The organism is Xanthomonas axonopodis pv. maculifoliigardeniae (genome assembly GCF_041519315.1).
Taxonomy (GTDB): Bacteria; Pseudomonadota; Gammaproteobacteria; order Xanthomonadales; family Xanthomonadaceae; genus Xanthomonas; species Xanthomonas euvesicatoria.
This window is the reverse complement of record NZ_CP167998.1, coordinates 3,777,584-3,796,074: the sequence shown is the minus strand read 5'-3', so window position 1 is coordinate 3,796,074 and position 18,491 is coordinate 3,777,584. Positions and strand designations below refer to the sequence as shown.

At 64.2% G+C, this 18,491-nt stretch carries 13 protein-coding genes; 9 read left to right on the top strand and 4 right to left on the bottom strand.

The features are described 5' to 3' along the window. The first annotated feature begins 6 nt into the window (after positions 1-6). The 3 genes from ACDH77_RS16205 (at position 7) to ACDH77_RS16195 (ending at position 6,242) form a co-directional block, all read left to right on the top strand. Positions 7-2,346: a winged helix-turn-helix domain-containing protein gene (locus ACDH77_RS16205; protein ID WP_372353550.1), complete on the top strand. Its 2,340-nt coding sequence runs from the start codon at positions 7-9 to the stop codon at positions 2,344-2,346. A 110-nt stretch (positions 2,347-2,456) separates the two neighbouring features. After that, on the top strand, positions 2,457-3,350 hold the full coding sequence (locus tag ACDH77_RS16200) for a helix-turn-helix domain-containing protein (RefSeq protein ID WP_008573718.1): 894 nt from the start codon (positions 2,457-2,459) through the stop codon (positions 3,348-3,350). A 48-nt stretch (positions 3,351-3,398) separates the two neighbouring features. Then, positions 3,399-6,242, top strand: coding sequence for a TonB-dependent receptor plug domain-containing protein (locus ACDH77_RS16195; RefSeq protein WP_008573719.1), 2,844 nt, complete (start codon positions 3,399-3,401; stop codon positions 6,240-6,242). Between the two features lie 415 nt (positions 6,243-6,657). Here ACDH77_RS16195 and ACDH77_RS16190 read toward each other — a convergent pair whose 3' ends face one another. Next, positions 6,658-7,806 carry an HDOD domain-containing protein gene (locus ACDH77_RS16190; protein WP_029820216.1) on the bottom strand — a complete coding sequence of 383 codons (1,149 nt, stop codon included), beginning with the start codon at positions 7,804-7,806 and terminating at the stop codon, positions 6,658-6,660. Between the two features lie 113 nt (positions 7,807-7,919). Continuing rightward, positions 7,920-8,456, bottom strand: a complete 537-nt coding sequence (ppa, locus tag ACDH77_RS16185) for an inorganic diphosphatase (RefSeq protein WP_005911986.1) — start codon at positions 8,454-8,456, stop codon at positions 7,920-7,922. 197 nt (positions 8,457-8,653) lie between these two features. Here ppa and ACDH77_RS16180 point away from each other — a divergent pair, with 197 nt between their 5' ends. Further along, the gene (locus ACDH77_RS16180) at positions 8,654-9,136 is read left to right on the top strand and encodes a hypothetical protein (protein WP_008573723.1); all 483 of its coding nucleotides are present in this window, start codon (positions 8,654-8,656) and stop codon (positions 9,134-9,136) included. Between the two features lie 288 nt (positions 9,137-9,424). On the opposite strand, the gene ACDH77_RS16175 is transcribed toward ACDH77_RS16180, so the two are convergent. After that, positions 9,425-11,452 carry a sodium-translocating pyrophosphatase gene (locus ACDH77_RS16175; protein ID WP_014090993.1) on the bottom strand — a complete coding sequence of 676 codons (2,028 nt, stop codon included), beginning with the start codon at positions 11,450-11,452 and terminating at the stop codon, positions 9,425-9,427. 251 nt (positions 11,453-11,703) lie between these two features. Here ACDH77_RS16175 and ACDH77_RS16170 point away from each other — a divergent pair, with 251 nt between their 5' ends. After that, on the top strand, positions 11,704-12,228 hold the full coding sequence (locus tag ACDH77_RS16170; protein ID WP_011348509.1) for a hypothetical protein: 525 nt from the start codon (positions 11,704-11,706) through the stop codon (positions 12,226-12,228). 245 nt (positions 12,229-12,473) lie between these two features. Here ACDH77_RS16170 and ACDH77_RS16165 read toward each other — a convergent pair whose 3' ends face one another. Further along, positions 12,474-13,730, bottom strand: a complete 1,257-nt coding sequence (locus tag ACDH77_RS16165; RefSeq protein WP_071117271.1) for a 6-phosphofructokinase — start codon at positions 13,728-13,730, stop codon at positions 12,474-12,476. Positions 13,731-13,889: 159 nt separating this feature from the next. Between ACDH77_RS16165 and ACDH77_RS16160 the strand changes: the two genes are divergently transcribed. From ACDH77_RS16160 to ACDH77_RS16145, 4 genes are all read left to right on the top strand, one after another. Beyond that, positions 13,890-14,453, top strand: a complete 564-nt coding sequence (locus tag ACDH77_RS16160; protein WP_008573731.1) for an adenylate kinase — start codon at positions 13,890-13,892, stop codon at positions 14,451-14,453. 352 nt (positions 14,454-14,805) lie between these two features. After that, a complete protein-coding gene (gene mpl, locus ACDH77_RS16155) occupies positions 14,806-16,173 on the top strand; it encodes a UDP-N-acetylmuramate:L-alanyl-gamma-D-glutamyl-meso-diaminopimelate ligase (protein WP_372353549.1) in 1,368 nt (455 codons plus the stop codon). After that, entirely contained in the window at positions 16,173-16,769 is a 597-nt protein-coding gene (locus ACDH77_RS16150; RefSeq protein WP_029820210.1) for an LON peptidase substrate-binding domain-containing protein, read from the top strand. The genes mpl and ACDH77_RS16150 overlap by 1 nt, the downstream gene beginning before the upstream one ends. A 287-nt stretch (positions 16,770-17,056) precedes the next feature. Then, the gene (locus ACDH77_RS16145; protein WP_008577877.1) at positions 17,057-17,941 is read left to right on the top strand and encodes a bestrophin family protein; all 885 of its coding nucleotides are present in this window, start codon (positions 17,057-17,059) and stop codon (positions 17,939-17,941) included. The last annotated feature ends 550 nt before the right edge of the window (positions 17,942-18,491 follow it).

Sequence of the window (18,491 nt, the reverse complement as noted above, 5' to 3'; positions counted from 1 at the left end):
ATTGCAATGCCATCGGGCCGGCTGCGTGTCGGTCAGTGCGTGGTCGACGTTGCCTCGCGCGAGGTGCACGCACCTGGCGCAAAGCGTCCGCTGCGGCTGGCGCCCAAATCCCTGGCGGTGTTGCTGACCCTGGCGCGGCAGCCGGGCCAGGTGGTCACGCGCGAGCAACTGCTTGCCGAGGTTTGGCCCGATACCTTGCCGACCAACGATGTGGTGACCCAGGCGGTCACGCAGCTGCGCAAGGCGTTTGCCAGCCACGGCGGGCAGCGCTCGGAGCACATCGAGACCATCGCCAAGACCGGGTATCGCTTGATGGCGGCGGTTGTGTGGGAAGCGCAGGCACCTGCATCGGCGACGCTGCCTGGTGAAGCACTGGGTCCGGATACGCTCGAGCCGGCGCAGCCAGACCAAGGCGTGGCGTCCGTCCCCGACCAGTCCGACGCTGCCGCATCGCCCGTCCGCACCGCGCCTGTCCAGCCCGTAGCGCCCGTCTTTGCGGCGCCGGCCGCGCCACGACACCGGCGCTCGATGGCGCTGGCAGTCGCCAGCGTGGCGTTGCTGGTCGTGCTGAGCCTTGCGGTATGGACCTCATGGCGACCTGCCCCGGCACCTGAGACCGCGCAAGCGCATGCGGTGCTGGGCAGCCCCAAACGGCCGTATCAGGTCATTACCGCAGGCGGTGGATTCGATCTCACGCCAAGCCTGTCGCCCGATGGCGCGAGGGTGGCGTACGCCTCATTGACCCGCGATCGCACCGGCACCTCAATCCTGGTCAAGACCACCGACAACGCCTATCCACGGGTACTGGAGACGCCTGCGCCCGGCGTCTCCGATCGTTTGCCGGCGTGGTCGCCGGATGGCCGGCAGATCGCGTTTTCCAGGCAGGCGCCCGATGGCAGCTGCCGGGTCATGATTGCCGCAGCCACCGGGCCTGCGGCGTCGCGCGAGGTAATGCGGTGCGATGGTGCCGACATGCTGAGTTTCAGCTGGTCGCCGGATGGGCGCGCGCTGGTGTTCGGCAGCATGACCGGCACGCACGGTGCGGCCCGCATGCGTCGCCTGGATCTGGCAACCGGGCAGTGGCAGACGCTTGACTATCCGGCGCAGGCGGGTGATTTCGATTACGCGCCGCGGTATTCGCCCGATGGGAATTGGATCGTGTTCCTGCGTAATCCGCAGCTCGGGGACCTGTGGCGGATCCCTGCCGAAGGCGGCGTCGCCGAACGGCTCACCCATGACAACGCCGATATCCGTGGATGGAGTTGGCTGCCCGATGGCAGCGGTTTGATCTTCGGGCGTCGCGTGGACAGCGAGGCGCGGCTGTATCGCCTCGATCTGCGGGACCACAGCTTGCACGATGTGGGCGTGGACGATGCGCAAGCACCGGACGTGGCGCATGGGCATCTGGTGTTCGTGCAACGCAAACCGCAGTTTGGCGTCTATCAGGTCATTGGCGACACGATGAACGGTGGCTACATTCGACGCCGACTGTTTCCATCCAGCGGGCGCGACGATCAGCCGATGATTGCGCCGGATGGGCGCCAGCTGATCTTTGCATCCAATCGATCCGGTGCGTACGCACTGTGGTGGGGCGATGTCCGCAAGCCCGGTTCGGTGCGCTTGATCGAAGGGCTGCGACCGGATTCGCGCCAGGCCGCCGACTGGTCAGCCGATTCGCAACGCGTGCTGGTCAGCGGCAGCGATGCGGCCGGGCATGCGGCGCTATTCGAAGTGACCCCCAGTAGCGGCCAGGTGGTGCGACTACCCGTGCCGCAGCCGCGCCCGCTGCAGGCGATCCATCTTCCCGATCCGCACCGGCTGCTGGTCCTTGCTGCTGCCGACGACGGGCATACCTTCGCAACGCTGTACGACCGGCGCAGCAGCCCATGGCGTGCGCTGGCGACGCTGCAGGACGTCTCGCAATTGCGACTGGACCGCGCCAGCGGACAGGTCTTGCTGACCCGCCTCAGCGGGGGCGGTGTGTGGCAGGTCGCTCCATCGCTGGCCGCCGACACCTTGCATGCTGTCGATCCGCAACAGCCATCGCGCTGGCGGTATCGCAGTTGGGCGCCGGGCGTGAATGGCCAGCTGCATTACCTGTCGTCCACCGACAGTTGCGCTGCCTACGATCGCGAGTTGCGCAGCGGCCGCGGCCAGTGCCTGGATGCGGTCAAGTTCACCACCATCAACGGTTTCAGCCTGAACCAGCGCGATGGGACGCTGTATGTGTCGCTGGCCGAAGAAGATGGCAGCGCCATCGCGTATATGCCGTTGTCACAGCATTCCGTGGCGCCTATTGGTGCCATCGCTAACTTATTGTCGGTATTGAGAAAAATCGCCTCGTAAGTTCTTCGGAAAGGCTTCGTGGCAATTTCGGCGCAGTTTCGTCAAAACTTCCTGACTGACGCCACAGTCGGCAAAACACTACGCCCTCTTTTGTACAGGGGGCTGCCAACATGCAACAGGTCATCACCGCGGATCGTGGGCTTGCGCTCGCGCTCGATAACGCCAACGAGTCGACATCGACTATCTGTCTGGCGGTCTCGCGGCTCGGCAGCATCCGTACCAACGCGGCGACATTCACCTTGTGGATACAGCTACGCGGACGCGCATGGGTGGAATCCAAGGAGGGCCGCTTTCGTCTGCGTGCCGGCGACTGGATCGCCTTCGACAAGGATTCCCATCCCACCGTGCAGGCAGATCGCAGCGCGCTATGCGTGGGCGTCGGTCTGGATGGCGAGAGCCTGCAGTCGCTTGCCGAACTGACCGATGCCACGCTGTATCCCGGCCGCGCCCAGTTGTCGCGCAGCGATCTGCGCATTGCCTTGCGCCTGTGGCGCAATGCCGCCGCACAAAGCGGCAGTGCGTCCGCGCGGCCGTTGCTGTTGCACCTGGCCGCGATGCAACGCGATTTTATTGCGCAGGAACAGCGTTGCCCGGGCCGCTCGCGCAGCCGTCGGCGTCAGGTGTTTGGGCGTATGCAGCGTGCACGGCTGTACCTGGAAGGCAACAGCGACCGCGTGGTGCGCATCAGCGAACTGGCGCAGCTGACCAACTTTTCCAGTTGGTACGTCTCCAAGACGTTTCAGAGTTTGTACGAAGAAAGCCCGCAGGCGCTGTCCGCACGCTTGCGTCTGGAACGTGCATCCGATTTGTTGCGCGATACCTCGATGATGATCGGCGAGGTTGCAGCCGCAAGCGGCTTCGACAATTGCTGCAGCTTCGCGCGTGCATTTCGTGCGCGCTTCGGTGTCTCCGCATCGCACTACCGCGACCAAACGGCAAATCCGCCAGATTCGGCAAAGCCACGTAACGTGACGCGCAAAGCGACGGCGTTCACGCAATCGTAATTTGCACAGGGGCGCTTAACGCGCCACTAACGAACCCTGGAGAGATTGATGAACCTTCGCACCTCCGCAGTGCGGCTGGGCCTGTTGCCCGCCGGTATTGCGATCGCGTTGACGCCGGCTTTTGCCGCCGCACAAGAGTCGACCACCACGCTTGACCGTATCGAGATCACCGGCTCGCGCATCCGCAGCGCCGACGTCGAAACGCAGCAGCCGATTTTGACCCTTGATCGTCAAGCGCTGGAAAAGCAGGGCCTGACGTCTGTTGCCGATGTGCTGCAGAACCTGACCTCCGCCGGCTCCCCGGCCATCTCGCGTGCCGACGCGCTGTCGTCCGGCGAAGACGTTGGCGGTTACTACGTCGACCTGCGCAACCTCGGCGCGCAGCGTACGTTGGTGCTGGTGAACGGTAAGCGTCTGGGTGCGTCGACCTCCGGTCTGCAGGATCTCAGCCAGATTCCGATGTCGGCAATCGAGCGTATTGAAGTGCTGAAGGACGGCGCCTCGTCCATCTACGGCTCCGACGCGATCGCCGGTGTGGTCAACGTCATCACGCGTAAGCGTTTCGACGGCGCTGAAGCCAGCGTGCAGTTCGGCCAGTTCGGCCAGGGCGACGGCGACACCACGCAGTACTCCTTCACTGTTGGCTCGCAGGGCGAGCGCGGTGGCGTGACGCTGTCTGCCGAATATTCCAAGCAGGACCCGGTATTCGCCAAGAACCGCTGGTTCAGCCGCGATGGTTCGCGCGGTCCCAACTCGACCCCCAACAGCTGGAGCCCCATCAGCCAGAACGGTTCGTGGTGCAATCCGCTGCAGGTGGACTGCGATGATCCGGACACCGCGGTGTGGCAGACGCTCAATGCCGGCGGCAACCCGAACAACCCGGCCGACTATCACCCGATCACGCCGGCCGAGTACGCCAACTCGAACCAGCAGATGATGGTGCAGACCGGTATCGAGCGGAAGTCGGTATTTGCAAACGTCAACTACGACGTTGCCGATGCCATCACCTTCAACGCCGATATTGCCTACAACGAGCGCACGACCGACGGGCAGATCGCGGGCTACCCGTATCAGTCCGGTTCCTTCGGCACTCCGCTGGAAGGCAGCAGCGCATTCAATCCGATCGGCCAGGATGTCGACTTCCGTCGTCGTCTTTGGGAAGTGCCGCGTGCCAGCGAAAACCAGCTCAAGACCCTGCGCTTCGCGCCGACCTTAAGTGGCTACTTCGACATCGGCGGCAAGACCTGGGATTGGGATGTGGGTGCGTTGTGGAACCGCAACGAGAACACCAAGCGTAGCCGTGGCGACATGAGCCTCATCGCGTCGCGTCAGGCGCTGGGCCCGTCCTTCATCAACGGCCAGGGCGTTGCGCAGTGCGGTACCGCTGCAGATCCGATCTCGCTGTCGGCCTGCCGTCCGTGGAATCCGCTGCTGCCGTACAACGTTGCAGGTCAGGGCTCGCTTGCCGACCCGGCGCTGCAGGAATTCCTGTTCCCGACCTTCACCGATACCGGCCTGACCAAGACCACCAGCTTCACCGCAAACCTGTCCGGTTCGGTGGTTGAGCTGCCGGCTGGCGATCTGGGCGTTGCGGTGGGCTACGAACACCGTAAGGAAGAAGGTCGCTTCTCTCCGGATGCGTTTGCGCAGTCGGGCGAAAGCACCGGTCTGGGTGCCAAGACCACGCAGGGCCAGTACTCGCTGGACGAGGTCTACCTCGAATTGAATGTTCCGCTCTTGAGCGATGTCGCCTTCGCCAAGGAACTGACCTTCAACGCTGCAACGCGTTACTCGGACTACAGCAACTTCGGTAACACGCTGAACTCGAAGTTCGGCCTGACCTGGCGTCCGCTGGAAGACCTGCTGGTGCGTGCGACGTATGCGGAAGGTTTCCGTGCGCCCACCATCAGCGACCTGTACGGCGGCCTGAGCAGCAGCTTCGAGGATTACATCGATCCTTGCGGCGTCGGCGCCCCCAACAGCGTCAACGGCAACGCGGCCTGCACCAACGCTGGCGTGCCGCTGGGCTACACCCAGCTCGGCCAGGGCTTCGTGCCTTGCACGACCTATCCGTGCCAGACGCCTGATGAATTCATCAGCGGCGCCAACCCGAACCTGAAGCCGGAAACCTCCACGAGCAAGACCGCCGGTCTGGTCTGGAGCCCGCGTTGGGTGCAGGGTCTGGACATCTCGCTGGATTGGTACCGCTACGAGATCAACGACATGATCATCGCCGATAGCGTCGACCGCATCCTGCGCGACTGCTATGTGCTCGGCGACGCTGAACGTTGCGCCAATGTCACACGTGCAGCCGATGGTCATATCTCGGCGATGAGCTACGGCGTGGCCAACCTCGGTCAGATGGAAACCGAAGGCTACGACCTGGGTGTGAAGTACCGCCTGCCGGAAACGGCCATCGGTTCCTTCACCTTCGACTGGCAGACCAGCTACGTCAGCAAGTACGACGAAGCCGGCCAGGACAGCGCAGGCAACGCCATCATGATTGGCCGTGTCGGCGAGCCGGGCATCTTCCGCGTGCGTTCGAACGTTGGCGTGAACTGGTCGCTGGGTGATTTCGGCGTCAACTACACCCTGCGTTACTACTCGGGCATGAAGGAAAGCTGCATCACGCTGGCCGAAGGCTATTGCGATGCGCCGGACCATATCGCCAACGGCGAGTCCGACCCGCTGCGTCACACCGGCGCCAATACCTTCCACGACCTGCAGGTCAACTGGAAGGCGCCGTGGGACGCCACGATCGCACTCGGCGCGAACAATGTGTTCGATCACCGCGGTCCGCTGCAGTACTCGGCACCGAACAGCAGCTTTGCCTACTACGGCGGCTTCGAAATCGGTCGTTTCATGTACATGAAGTACACCCAGCGCTTCTGATCCATCGACGCGCGTAGTAAATGAAAGACGGGCCGCAAGGCCCGTCTTTTTTTATGCAGTGCCCTGTTGCGATGAGGCAATGCGCATGCGGCGCGTGATTTAGATGCGAAGTCATCGCTGCGCGACTCAAGCGGTGCGGCAGTTCCGCGAAAAACGCGCGCAGGATGTGGAAGTTGCTCAGCGACTCCGCTCGCAAAGAACTGCAGTCTTTCTTCTCGGGCAGCTTCCACAGCGCTTGAGCGCATCGTCTGCCTGTAGTGCGGTGCGCTTGGGGTGAGTGCCGTGACACATCGCCCAGACCAAGGCTTGCAATGCGCGGCCCTGGCGCAACGGCCCCATGCAGGGCGGTCGAAGAAACGGCATAAAAAAACGCGGCCTTGGCCGCGCTTCTTTCGGGATGCCGCAAGCGAGTGCCTTACGCCTCGGCGAGCCCCAGCAACGTATCGGCCTGTTCGCGCCAGCTCGGCAGGCGGGCGATGACGCCGACCTTGGTCAGGTACTCTTCGTCCACGCTTTCGCCGCTGGCCAATGCCGTGGCGACATGCACTGCGCCGGTGACCCAGAAGCTGCGCATGCTGGAACGCAGCGGATGGCGATGGAAGGCCACCGCTTCGATGATGGGCATCGGCAAGCCCCACAGGCCGAGCAGGTAGGCGCCGGCTTCGGTGTGACCCAGGCGTTCGTCGCCACCTTCGGCCGGCGCCTCGCGCTCGTCGCGTACGCCCGGCAGCAGCAAGCCGATGTCGGCCAGCAATGCGGCGGTGGAACCGAGTTCTGCGCTGGTCGGCGGAAGCACCTTGGCCGCCAGGCGCGAAGAGAGCAGGGCGCGGCGCTGCATCGCGTTGCGCTCGGCCGGCGTGAGCGTCTGGACCGAAAACACTTCGCTGGCCAGCACCAGGTCGCGCAGCGTCGCCACGCCCAGGCGGGTCACCGCCGTGCGCAGGTCGGTGATGCTGCGGCCACCGGAAAAGAACGCCGAATTGCACAATTGCAGCACTTTTGCCGCGATCGCCGGGTCGCCGGCGATCAGCTTGGCGATATCGGCCGCGTCGGCGCCGTCGTCCTCTTCCAGCGCATGCATCAGGCTCAGGTACAAATGCGGGGGCGAGGGCAGTTTTTCGATCCGCCCGATCGCCGCGCGCAGGCGCGGATTGCTGAGCAGCTCGCGCAGTTCCTCCAGGCTGGTAACCGCTTCGAGCAGCACTTCGGGCGCCAGCGGCATCGGCAAGAAGCGATGCGCCACGCCGATGATGCGGGCCGGCGGCGTGCGCTGGCCGCCTTGCGCATCGATCAACGCAATACGAATGGTGTCCGGGCGCAGCGTGCGGATTTGCCCCAGCAAGGTGGCGGCAGTCAGGTCCGGCAGGACCGGGGCAACGATGACGGCGTCGAACGGCGACAGCGCGGCAGCTTCGATCGCCGAATTGCCATCGGCCACCTGCTGCGCCTGCCACTGGTCGCCCAGGTCGGCGACGTAATCGACAAGGTCGGACGGAAGACTGGCTTCGTCCCCAACAAACAGAATACGCAAGACACTTCCCCAGAAGTCACCGGTGACAGACACCGGCCAAACGCTTTCGGCAATGTACCCAATCTGCCGACTGCGGTCACCGGGATCACGCCAGAAGCGTGATCCCGATCGCCCCCTACACGCAGGGCAGCATCACGATCGATGGATCAGGGTGCGTCGGAATTGTAGCGTTCCACCGACTCGGTCAGGATGCGCTTGGCCTCGGCCGCGCCGCCCCAGCCGTCCAGCTTGACCCACTTGCCCTTCTCCAAGTCCTTGTAATGCTCGAAGAAGTGGCCGATACGTTCCATCCAGTGGCTGGACACCTGGTTGATGTCTTCGATGTGCGCGTAACCGGAGAAGATCTTCTCGATCGGCACAGCCAGGATCTTTTCGTCGCTGCCGGCCTCGTCGCTCATGCGCAGCACGCCCACCGGACGGCAGCGCACCACCGAGCCCGGCACCAATGGCAAGGGCAGCACCACCAGCACGTCGGCCGGGTCGCCATCGCCGCACAGGGTGTTGGGCACGTAGCCATAGTTGCAGGGATACCGCATCGGGGTCGACAGGATGCGGTCGACGAAGATCGCCCCGCTGGCCTTGTCGACTTCGTACTTGACCGGCTCCGAATCCTTGGGGATCTCGATGACGACGTTGATTTCTTCCGGCAGATTCTTGCCAGAGGTGACCAGTTCAAGGCCCATGCGGGTAGCTCCGAGGCGTCAGCAGTGTGTGGAGCGCGATTCTACGCGTTCGGCTGTTGCGCTGCAGCGACACTGAATGGGCAATGTCCTGACCGCTGCGTGCGGCATAGCCCGCGTTCATCGCGGGTGACTGCCTGATCGTTGCGGCCCGGCCGGAGGCGCACGCTGCAGGCTCATCCACCGCATAGGAATTGCCCATGTCCAGGCTTGCGCGTTTGCTGGTTCTCCTGCTGCTGTCCCTTACCGCCCAGTTCGCTGCCGCCGCGACGCCTCCGCCGACCTTTGTGGATGCGGTGGACTGGCCCGCCAATGGCGAGGGCTGGGAGGCGTTCATCGATCTGGAGCAGCGGCTGGACCGCGATTTCGACAATATCTGCGGCGACACCTTTTGTGGCGGCGACTTCAGCGACTACCAGCCGCTGCGCTTCCGCTGCTCGGTGCATCGCGTCACCGGGGTGGTGCGGAGCTGCATCTGGACCTTCGGCGCCAGTGAGGTCAGCGTCGACCCGCGTAGCGGTTACTTGCGGTCGGACAGCCGGGTGTGGCGCTGCACGGCACCGTTGAAGGCCGGTACCCGCCTGGATGAGATGTATCGCACGCTTGCGGTGGCCAATCCGCTGTTCAAGCCACTGCCGGGCGGCGCACCGCCGATCTATGACGGCCTGATCGGCTGCCTGTGATCGTAGGCCGGGCGGGACGGGGGCTTGCCGGCACAGGCCAGCCCCTTCTGCCTGATGGCGCCATCTTCATTATCGACGATGGGGGCCGCCAGCGGGCCCCGGCGCGATGCCGATCCTGAGCTGGGAAGGGCAAATGCCCCGGCCCGGCGACGCCTTATTGGCCCGTTCCCTATGCCCCAGTTGCCGCTTTCCGCAGTGACCGGTTCGGACTTGCCGCGACGCGTTCGGTCGGTCGGCTGCTTCCCGACGTCATGACCGCAGGTCACGTGCCCTGCGGTCATCGCAGCGTTACAGCAGGGGCACGAGCAACAAGGCCACGATGTTGATGATCTTGATCAGCGGGTTGATCGCCGGCCCCGCGGTGTCCTTGTACGGATCACCGACCGTGTCGCCGGTGATCGCAGCCTTGTGCGCCTCGCTGCCTTTCCCGCCGAAGTGGCCGTCCTCGATGTATTTCTTGGCGTTGTCCCACGCGCCGCCGCCAGTGGTCATCGAAATCGCCAGGAACAAACCAGTGACAATCGTGCCGATCAACAAGCCCCCCAGTGCACGCGGACCCAGTAGCAACCCGACAATGATCGGAACCACCACCGGCAGCAGGGAAGGCACGATCATTTCGCCAATCGCCGAGCGGGTCAGCATGTCGACGGCGCGGTCGTACTGCGGCTTGGCGGTACCGGCCATGATGCCGGGAAGTTCGCGGAACTGGCGGCGCACCTCTTCCACCACGGCGCCCGCGGCGCGGCCGACCGCTTCCATCGCCATCGCGCCGAAGAGATAGGGAATCAGCCCGCCAATCAGCAGCCCGATGATCACCGTGTGGTCGGATAGATCGAAGGCGTACACCTGGTCGGGATTGGCCGCCTGCAGGTTGTGCGTGTAGTCGGCAAACAGCACCAGCGCCGCCAGCGCCGCCGATCCGATCGCGTAGCCCTTGGTCACTGCCTTGGTGGTGTTGCCCACCGCGTCCAGCGGGTCGGTAATGTTGCGGACCTCGGGAGGGAGCTCGGCCATCTCGGCGATGCCGCCGGCGTTATCGGTAATCGGTCCATACGCATCCAGCGCAACGATCATGCCGGCCATCGACAGCATGGCCGTTGCTGCAATCGCAATGCCGTACAAGCCGCCGAAGTGAAACGCACCCCAGATTGCTGCGCAGACCGCGATCACCGGCAGCGCGGTAGATTTCATCGAAATACCGAGCCCTGCGATGATGTTGGTGCCGTGCCCCGTGGTACTGGCCGATGCAACATGCTGCACCGGGGTGTACTGCGTGCCGGTGTAGTACTCGGTAATCCACACGATCAGGCCGGTGAGCACCAGGCCGATCAGTGCGCAGGCGTACAACGCCGCGGCGCCGTGGGTGTTGTCGCGCATCAGCGATTGGGTGATGGGCCAGTAAGCCAACGCCGCCAGCACGCCCGACACGATCACGCCTTTGTAAAGCGCACCCATGATCGAACCGCCACCTTTGACCTTGACGAAGGCCGCGCCCACGATCGAAGCGATGATCGATACTCCGCCGAGCACCAACGGATAGAGCACGGCATGCGGACCGGTTTCGGCCAGCGTCAGACTGCCGAGCAGCATCGTGGCGATCACGGTGACTGCGTAGGTTTCGAACAGATCGGCGGCCATGCCGGCACAGTCGCCCACATTGTCGCCGACATTGTCCGCAATCACTGCCGGATTGCGTGGATCGTCCTCGGGAATGCCGGCCTCGACCTTGCCGACAAGATCGGCGCCCACATCTGCGCCCTTGGTGAAAATTCCGCCACCCAGGCGCGCAAAGATCGAGATCAACGACGACCCGAATGCCAAGCCCACCAAGGCATGCAGGTTCTGCTCCAGTGGCAGCCCCATGGCCTGCAGCACAGCAAAGTAGCCGGCCACGCCGAGCAGCCCGAGGCCGACCACCAGCATGCCGGTGATCGCGCCGCCGCGGAACGCCACATCCATCGCCTTGCCGATGCCATGCCGCGCCGCCTCGGCGGTGCGGACATTGGCGCGCACCGAGACGTTCATGCCGATATAGCCGGCTAACCCGGACAACACCGCACCCAGTGCAAACCCGATCGCGGTGTACCAACTCAGGAACAGCCCGACCAACACGAACAGCACTGCCCCAGCAACCGAAATGGTGAGGTATTGCCGGTTGAGATAGGCACGCGCGCCTTCCTGGATCGCGGCGGCGATCTCCTGCATGCGTGCATTGCCGCTCGGCTGCGCGACCACCCAGCGCGCCGACACGATTCCATAGACGATTGCCAAGACCGCACAACCCAGCGCAAGCCACAACCCATAGTGTTCCAGCATGACCCCTCCCAAGAGAATGGATGTCGTCCGGTCGGGACGAACCAAGGGCGATGCACACAACGAGTGGACTGACGAATACGGACTCGACGGCCGCCTGGGCCGTAATGCGCGTCGCGAATGTTCAGGTGGCCGGATCGCGACCGAGTATGCGCCGCGCCTTGCGTGGCGACCAGCGTTATGGCTTTGGCGCGTCGTTCAGTTGCGGCGTGACAGCCTGCGGCCAACGTGATTCGGTCGACCCAGGAGTGTCCATGTCCCACCATGCTGCGCAAAAATACGCCGCGATGCTCGCAACGCTGTTGCTGACGAGCCAAGCGTTTGCGGCCGATCCCACGCCCGAACTCAAGCCGCGCGCACCCGGCACCGCGCAAGCGGTCGGCGCCGTGCACACCTTGCGTCAGATCCCGGAAGCCTGCGCACGACTGGAAGGCGTGTTTACCGGAAATGCTGCACAGCCGTATACATTGTCGGTGGTCCGCAGCAGCCCCACCTGTCAACCACGCGCACGCTTCGTGGATTTCGCCAAGGCCGCACCCAGTGTCGCCTCGGGCTGGATCTTCAACGATGTGATCCGCGTGCCAAGCGCAGCCTGCCCGTCACAGCAAGCGGTCGTGCGCGTATGGCGCAAGCCGGTGGATGCCAAACCGCAGCTCGATGGACAGGGCCAGTCGCGCATCTATCTGGAAGACGCCAAGCAACAAGCCGCTGCCGGCAAGATCCCGCAGGTGCCCATGTTCGCTGCGCAGATGACGGTGGAAGGCAAGGCGTGTCAGTAAGTCGAGATTTGCTCTTCATCCGTAACAACGAACCCCGGCCAGGCCGGGGTTCGCTTTCAGTGCATGCACAGGTGGATCAGTTACTTCGACAATTGCCTAGACAACGCGCTTTCATGATCCTCTCGAAATGACACACGCCCCCAGCGCCACCTTTCGTTAGGGCGCAAGCCACGCGCGTAAGTGCCCGATTTGCTGCACCTCAGTGGAGAGTTGATCATCGCTGTGCATCCCACGCGGCTTCGATCTCACCCTTCCCAAGCCGGCAACTTCTTCGCCACCGCGACATTCTTCAAACTCACATACTTCGGCAAGCCATCGCTGCCGTAGGCCAGCGGCGCTTCGCCCTTGATCAACGGGGCGAAATAGCGGCGGGCGCGTTCGGTGATGCCGAAGCCGTCCTTGCGCAGGAAGCTGGGCGGCATCTTCTTTTCGTGATTGGCCACCTTGTGCAGGGGTGCAGGCACGATCTTCCAGCGGTATGGTGCGTCGCTGACGCGTTCGATCACCGGGATCACCGCGTTCATGCCCTTGATCGCGTACTGCACGGCGGCCTTGCCGACCGCTTGCGCCTGTTCCCAGTCCGTCTTCGATGCCAGATGGCGCGCGGAGCGCTGCAGGTAATCGGGTAGCGTCCAATGCACCTTGTAGCCGAGCTCCTGCTTGACCTGTGCGGCCAGGAACGAGGCCACGCCGCCGAGCTGTGCATGGCCGAACGAGTCGGCCGCGCCGCCGGCATCGGCGACGAACTTGCCGTGTGCGTCCTGGATGCCCTCGCTGGCCACCACCACGCACCAGCCCACCTTGTCCACGACCTGTTTCACCTTGGCCAGGAATGCAGCCTGGTCGTAGGCGCGTTCGGGCAGCAGGATGATCTGCGGGGCGTCGTCCGGGTCTTGCCCGGCCAGGCCTGCCGCTGCGGCCAGCCAGCCGGCATGGCGGCCCATCGCCTCATAGATGAAGACCTTGGTGGAGGTGTCGGCCATGGCGGCGACATCCAGTGCGGCCTCGCGTACCGAGACGGCGGTGTACTTGGCCGCCGAGCCGAAGCCGGGGCAGGTGTCGGTCACCGCCAGATCGTTGTCGATGGTCTTTGGCACGCCGATGCAGTGCAGCGGGTACCCATAGGCCTTTGCGAGCTGCGAGACCTTCCACGCGGTGTCGGCCGAGTCGTTGCCGCCGTTGTAGAGGAACCAGCGGACGTCGTGCGCGCGCAGCACGTCGAGCAGGCGCTCGTACTTGGCGCTGTCTTCTTCCAGCGATTTGAGCTTGTAGCGGCACGAGCCGAATGCACCGCCGGGCGTCTGCGCCAGGGCGGCAATGGCGGCGGCGGACTCTTTGGAGGTGTCGATCAATTCCTCGCGCAAGGCGCCCAGGATGCCGTTGCGTGCGGCCAGCACCTTGATCTTGCGTGCGCGCGCTTCGGCGATGACGCCGGCTGCAGTGGCGTTGATGACGGCGGTGACGCCGCCGGATTGGGCATAGAGCAGGTTGCCAGTGGTCATAGGGGGACAGACTCCTCACATGGGGACATGGCGCAGGGGACAGTGCCGGGACATTCCCCGGATGCGGTAAGCTGCACGACCATACGGTCAGCGCCGGCGAAGACGTGAGTCTAACGCCGCCCACCGCAACGCGTTTTTATTCGAAAGTGGAGTCCACTGATGCGATTGGTTCTATTGGGACCGCCCGGTTCGGGCAAGGGCACCCAGGCGACACGTCTCAAAGACACGTTTGATATTCCGCACATTTCCACCGGCGACCTGTTGCGCGCCGAAGTGGCCGCTGGCTCGCCGCTGGGGTTGAAGGCCAAGGAAGTGATGGCACGCGGGGACCTGGTGTCCGACGACATCCTGCTCGGCATGCTGGAGGCGCGCCTCGGCCAGGCCGATGTGACCAAGGGTTTCATCCTGGACGGCTACCCGCGCAACGTGGCCCAGGCCAATGCGCTGGACGAGCTGCTCGGCAAGATCGGCCAGCCGCTGGATGCCGTGGTGCAGCTGGATGTGGCCAGCGAATTGCTGGTCGAGCGCATCGCCGGTCGTGCCAAGGCCGAAGGCCGCGAAGACGACAACCCCGAATCGGTGCGCAAGCGGCTGCAGGTCTATACCGATTCCACCGCACCGGTCATCGGCTTCTACGAGCAGCGCGGCAAGTTGGCGCGCGTGGACGGCGTGGGTTCGCTGGACGAAGTGCTGGAACGCATCAGCAAGGCGCTCGGCCGCTGAGTCGGCAATGGGCCGGGCGCAAGGCCCGGCCGCAGGCGCGGCGTCTGGTCGCGCCGTGTTCTCGCCGTGATCGCCCGGGCAGTGGTGCCAAAAGAAAAACCCCGGACGTACAAGACGCCCGGGGCAGAATAACGCCAGTAGTAGGCTTGCTCAGAGCCCCAACAGCATGAGCTCCCTGGGGATTTGGCCTCTTGGGGAGTAGGACCAAAGGGATGCTGCGACTGGCGTTCAGCATAGTGAGGGATGTGACCGGGTTCGCACATCGGGAAATTCCCGACAGTACGGTAGGAAATCCCCGACACTTGGGCCTGCGTTGGAATGGAATGTCCGGCAACTGCGGCGATCGGCGACAATGGGCGGCATGAGCAAACTCCACATTCTCGGCATCGCCGGAACTTTCATGGGCGGTGTGGCCGCCCTGGCGCGTGAGCTGGGCTGGCAGGTGGAAGGCAGCGACCAGGCCATTTATCCGCCGATGTCCACACAGCTGGAAACGCTGGGCATTGCGTTGGCGCAGGGCTATGCGCCGTCCAATATTTCGCCGGATGCGACCGACGTGGTTGTCGGTAATGCGCTTTCGCGCGGCAATCCGGCGGTGGAGGCGGTGCTGGATGCCGGCCGCCGGTATACCTCCGGCGCGCAATGGCTGGCCGAGCACGTATTGCCCGGCCGCGACACGCTGGCCGTGGCCGGCACCCACGGCAAGACCACCACCACCACCATCCTGAGCTACCTGCTGGAGGCGGCCGGGCGGGCGCCCGGGTTTCTGATCGGTGGTGTGGCCGAAGATTTCGGCGTGTCGGCACGACTGGGCCAGGGGCGCGAATTCGTGGTGGAAGCCGATGAATACGACACCGCGTTTTTCGACAAGCGCAGCAAGTTCGTGCACTACCGGCCGTTGGTGGCGATCCTCAATAACCTGGAATACGACCACGCCGACATCTTCCCGGACGTGGCGGCCATCCAGCGCCAGTTCCACCACCTGGTGCGCACGGTGCCCGCGCGCGGTCGCCTGATCGTCAACGGCGAAGACGCGCACCTGGCCGAGGTGCTGGCGATGGGATGCTGGACGCCGGTGGAGCGATTCGGGTTCGATGCGTCGCTGGACTGGAGCGCGCGGTTGATCGCGGCCGATGGCAGCGCGTTTACGGTGCTGCACCGTGGCGTGGAAATTGGCCAGGTGCAGTGGCCCCTGGTTGGGCGGCATAACGTCCTGAACGGGTTGGCGGCGCTGGCAGCAGTACAGGCGGTAGGCGTGGATCCGGCGACGGTGATGCCGGCATTGGCACAGTTCCAGAGCGTCAAGCGGCGGCTGGAAGTCATCGGTAGCGCGCGCGCGATCACCGTGTACGACGACTTTGCGCACCATCCCACCGCCATCGCGACGACGTTGCAGGGTCTGCGTGCGAAGGTCGGTGCGGCGCGTGTTGTGGTGGCAATGGAGCCGCGCAGCAATTCGATGCGGCTGGGCGCGCATGCCCAGGCGCTGGCGCCGTCGTTGCACGATGCCGATGCAGTGGTGTTTTTGCATCGGCCGGAACTGGCCTGGGACGCGGCACCGATCATTGCGCAGGTGCGCGGCGAGGCACGCGTGGTGCAGGACGTGGATGCCTTGCTGCGCGCGCTGGGCGACATTGCCCGGCCCGGAGACCATGTGGTGTTCATGTCCAACGGTGGCTTCGACGGTGCGCCGCGTCGTTTCCTGGCGCAGTTGTCCTGATGGTGCCGATCCCCGCCACTGCAGACACCAGCGCGTTGCCGCTGTTCCCCTTGCACAGCGTGCTGTTGCCTGGCGCGGCGATGGGCTTGCGCGTGTTTGAACGCCGCTATCTGGATCTGGTACGCGAATGCGGCCGTAACGGCACCAGCTTCGGCGTGTGCCTGATCCTGGAAGGCAACGAAGTCGGCGTGCCGGCTACGCCGGCCGCGTTCGGTACCGAAGGACGCATCGAGGATTTCGATGTGGGCGCCGACGGCGTGCTGGTGCTGCGCTTGCGTGGCACGCGGCGTTTCCACGTACAGCGCTCGCGCATTCGCGATAACGGTCTGGTGGTGGGAGATGTCGCCTGGCGCGAACCGGATCCGGACGACGAATTGCGCCCCGAGCACGGCCTGTTGTCCACGGTGCTGGAGCGCATGCTGGAGCAGGTGGGGGGCGAATTTGCATCGGTGGGACCGGGGTTGATGGATCAGGCCGCCTGGGTTGGTTGGCGGTTGGCCGAGCTGCTGCCATTGACCGAGCAGCAGCGGCTCTCGCTGTTGCAGCAGGACGATCCGCATCGGCGGCTGGATCAATTGCTGGCCTGGATGCCTTAAGAGCGGCTGCTAACACGGCTGCGCCCGCCACATGGGTACGGGCTGCGCTCCGAACTTTCATGCGCCACGTGTGCACTGTGTTCCCGCACGCCGTGCACACCCAACGGATGGCCGCTCGCGACGCCTTCCATCACGCCGGTCGCGTGGGGCAATGGTTTCGATCCGCCCCATCACCGTGCTTGCACCGTGGCAACGGCACACTGCGCACGCTTGAGTGCGCTACCGACCGCATCCATGCACTGGATGCGCGCAATGGCGTCACTCGTTTCTTTTGATGGAGTGTGCCTTTGATTGTCGATGTAAAGCCGCGTGTGGCAGATGTGATCAGCCAGGTCTGGCGGACCCTGGCGGTATTGTTCGTATGGGATGTGTTGATCACCATCATTTACTACGTGCTGCCGTTCCGTGCGCCGGCGTTGCCGCTGACCATCTTTGGTTCTGCGCTGGCGTTGTTCCTGGGCTTTCGCGCCAATTCCACCTATCAACGCTGGTGGGAGGGGCGGGTGCTGTGGGGCCAGATGATCAATGCCTCGCGTAATCTGGTGCGCTTGAGCGTCAGTATCCTGTCCGCACCGGAAGCCGGCGATCTTGGGCGCACCATTGCGCTGCGCCAGATTGCCTACGTCAACGCGCTGCGCTGCCAACTGCGCCGGTTGCCGGTGGCGATGGCATTGTCCCCGCATGTGGACGCCGACGAAGCGGCGGCGGTGGTGGTGCGCACCAACGTGGCAAACGGGTTGCTCGATACCACCGCGCGCAGCGTCGAGCAGGCGCGTCGTGAGGGCTGGATCGACAGCATCCAGCAGGCCAGCGTCGAACGCATTCTGGTGGACATCGCCAACGCGCAAGGCGGCATGGAGCGCCTGAAAAATACGCCGCTGCCGTATCAATATCGCTTCTATCCGAACCTGTTTACGCGGCTGTTCTGCGTGCTGCTGCCAATCGGCTTGGTGGAAACGCTGCAGTACGCCACGCCGGTGGGATCGACAGTGGCCGGCCTGATGTTTCTGGCGGTGCTGAAGATCGGCGATGAACTGGTCGACCCGTTCGCCAACACCATCCACGACCTGCCGCTGGATACCATGTGCCGCACGGTGGAGATCGATGCGCTTCAGGCAATTGGTGAGCAAGCGCCGGAGCCGATGCAGCCAGTGGATGGCGTGTTGTGGTGAGGCATCGTGCGCTGATTCAACGCGGTTTTTGCATATCCGAACGGCGCTGATTCCCAGTGCCCCAATCGCTTTGAAAGGCGATTGAACGGCGCTGACAGTTGCGGAGCCGATGATCCGCGGCTTTGCCGCAGGGCCCTTGCCCGCCCACCATCGCGGGACACGCTGCAAGTACTTCCATGTAAGCTCCGTGGCGGCATCCACGCCGCAAAGGGTCTCTCGACGGTGAGCGGGCAAGGACCAGTCGAGAGGGTCGGTGTGTCGGTGCAGGCGACAGGCAATGTTCGATGGCTATGTAAATAAGCGCTGGGAGTTGGCAACGCCCAAGCGCGAAGCCGCACACCGCCTTCGCACCACGAGCCGCTTTTATAAAACTGCCGACCCACTGTCTGGTGCGGTGTCCTTACCGATTGCGGGACCGTTGGCGGCATGGATGCCGCCATCGAGCCCCCAGGGACGGGTTTACGGCGTGTCCCGCGAGCGGTGAGGGCACCGCGCACTCGACGCACGAGGCTTTCGTCCTAAAATTTCAGCTGCATCCAGACAACGCCAA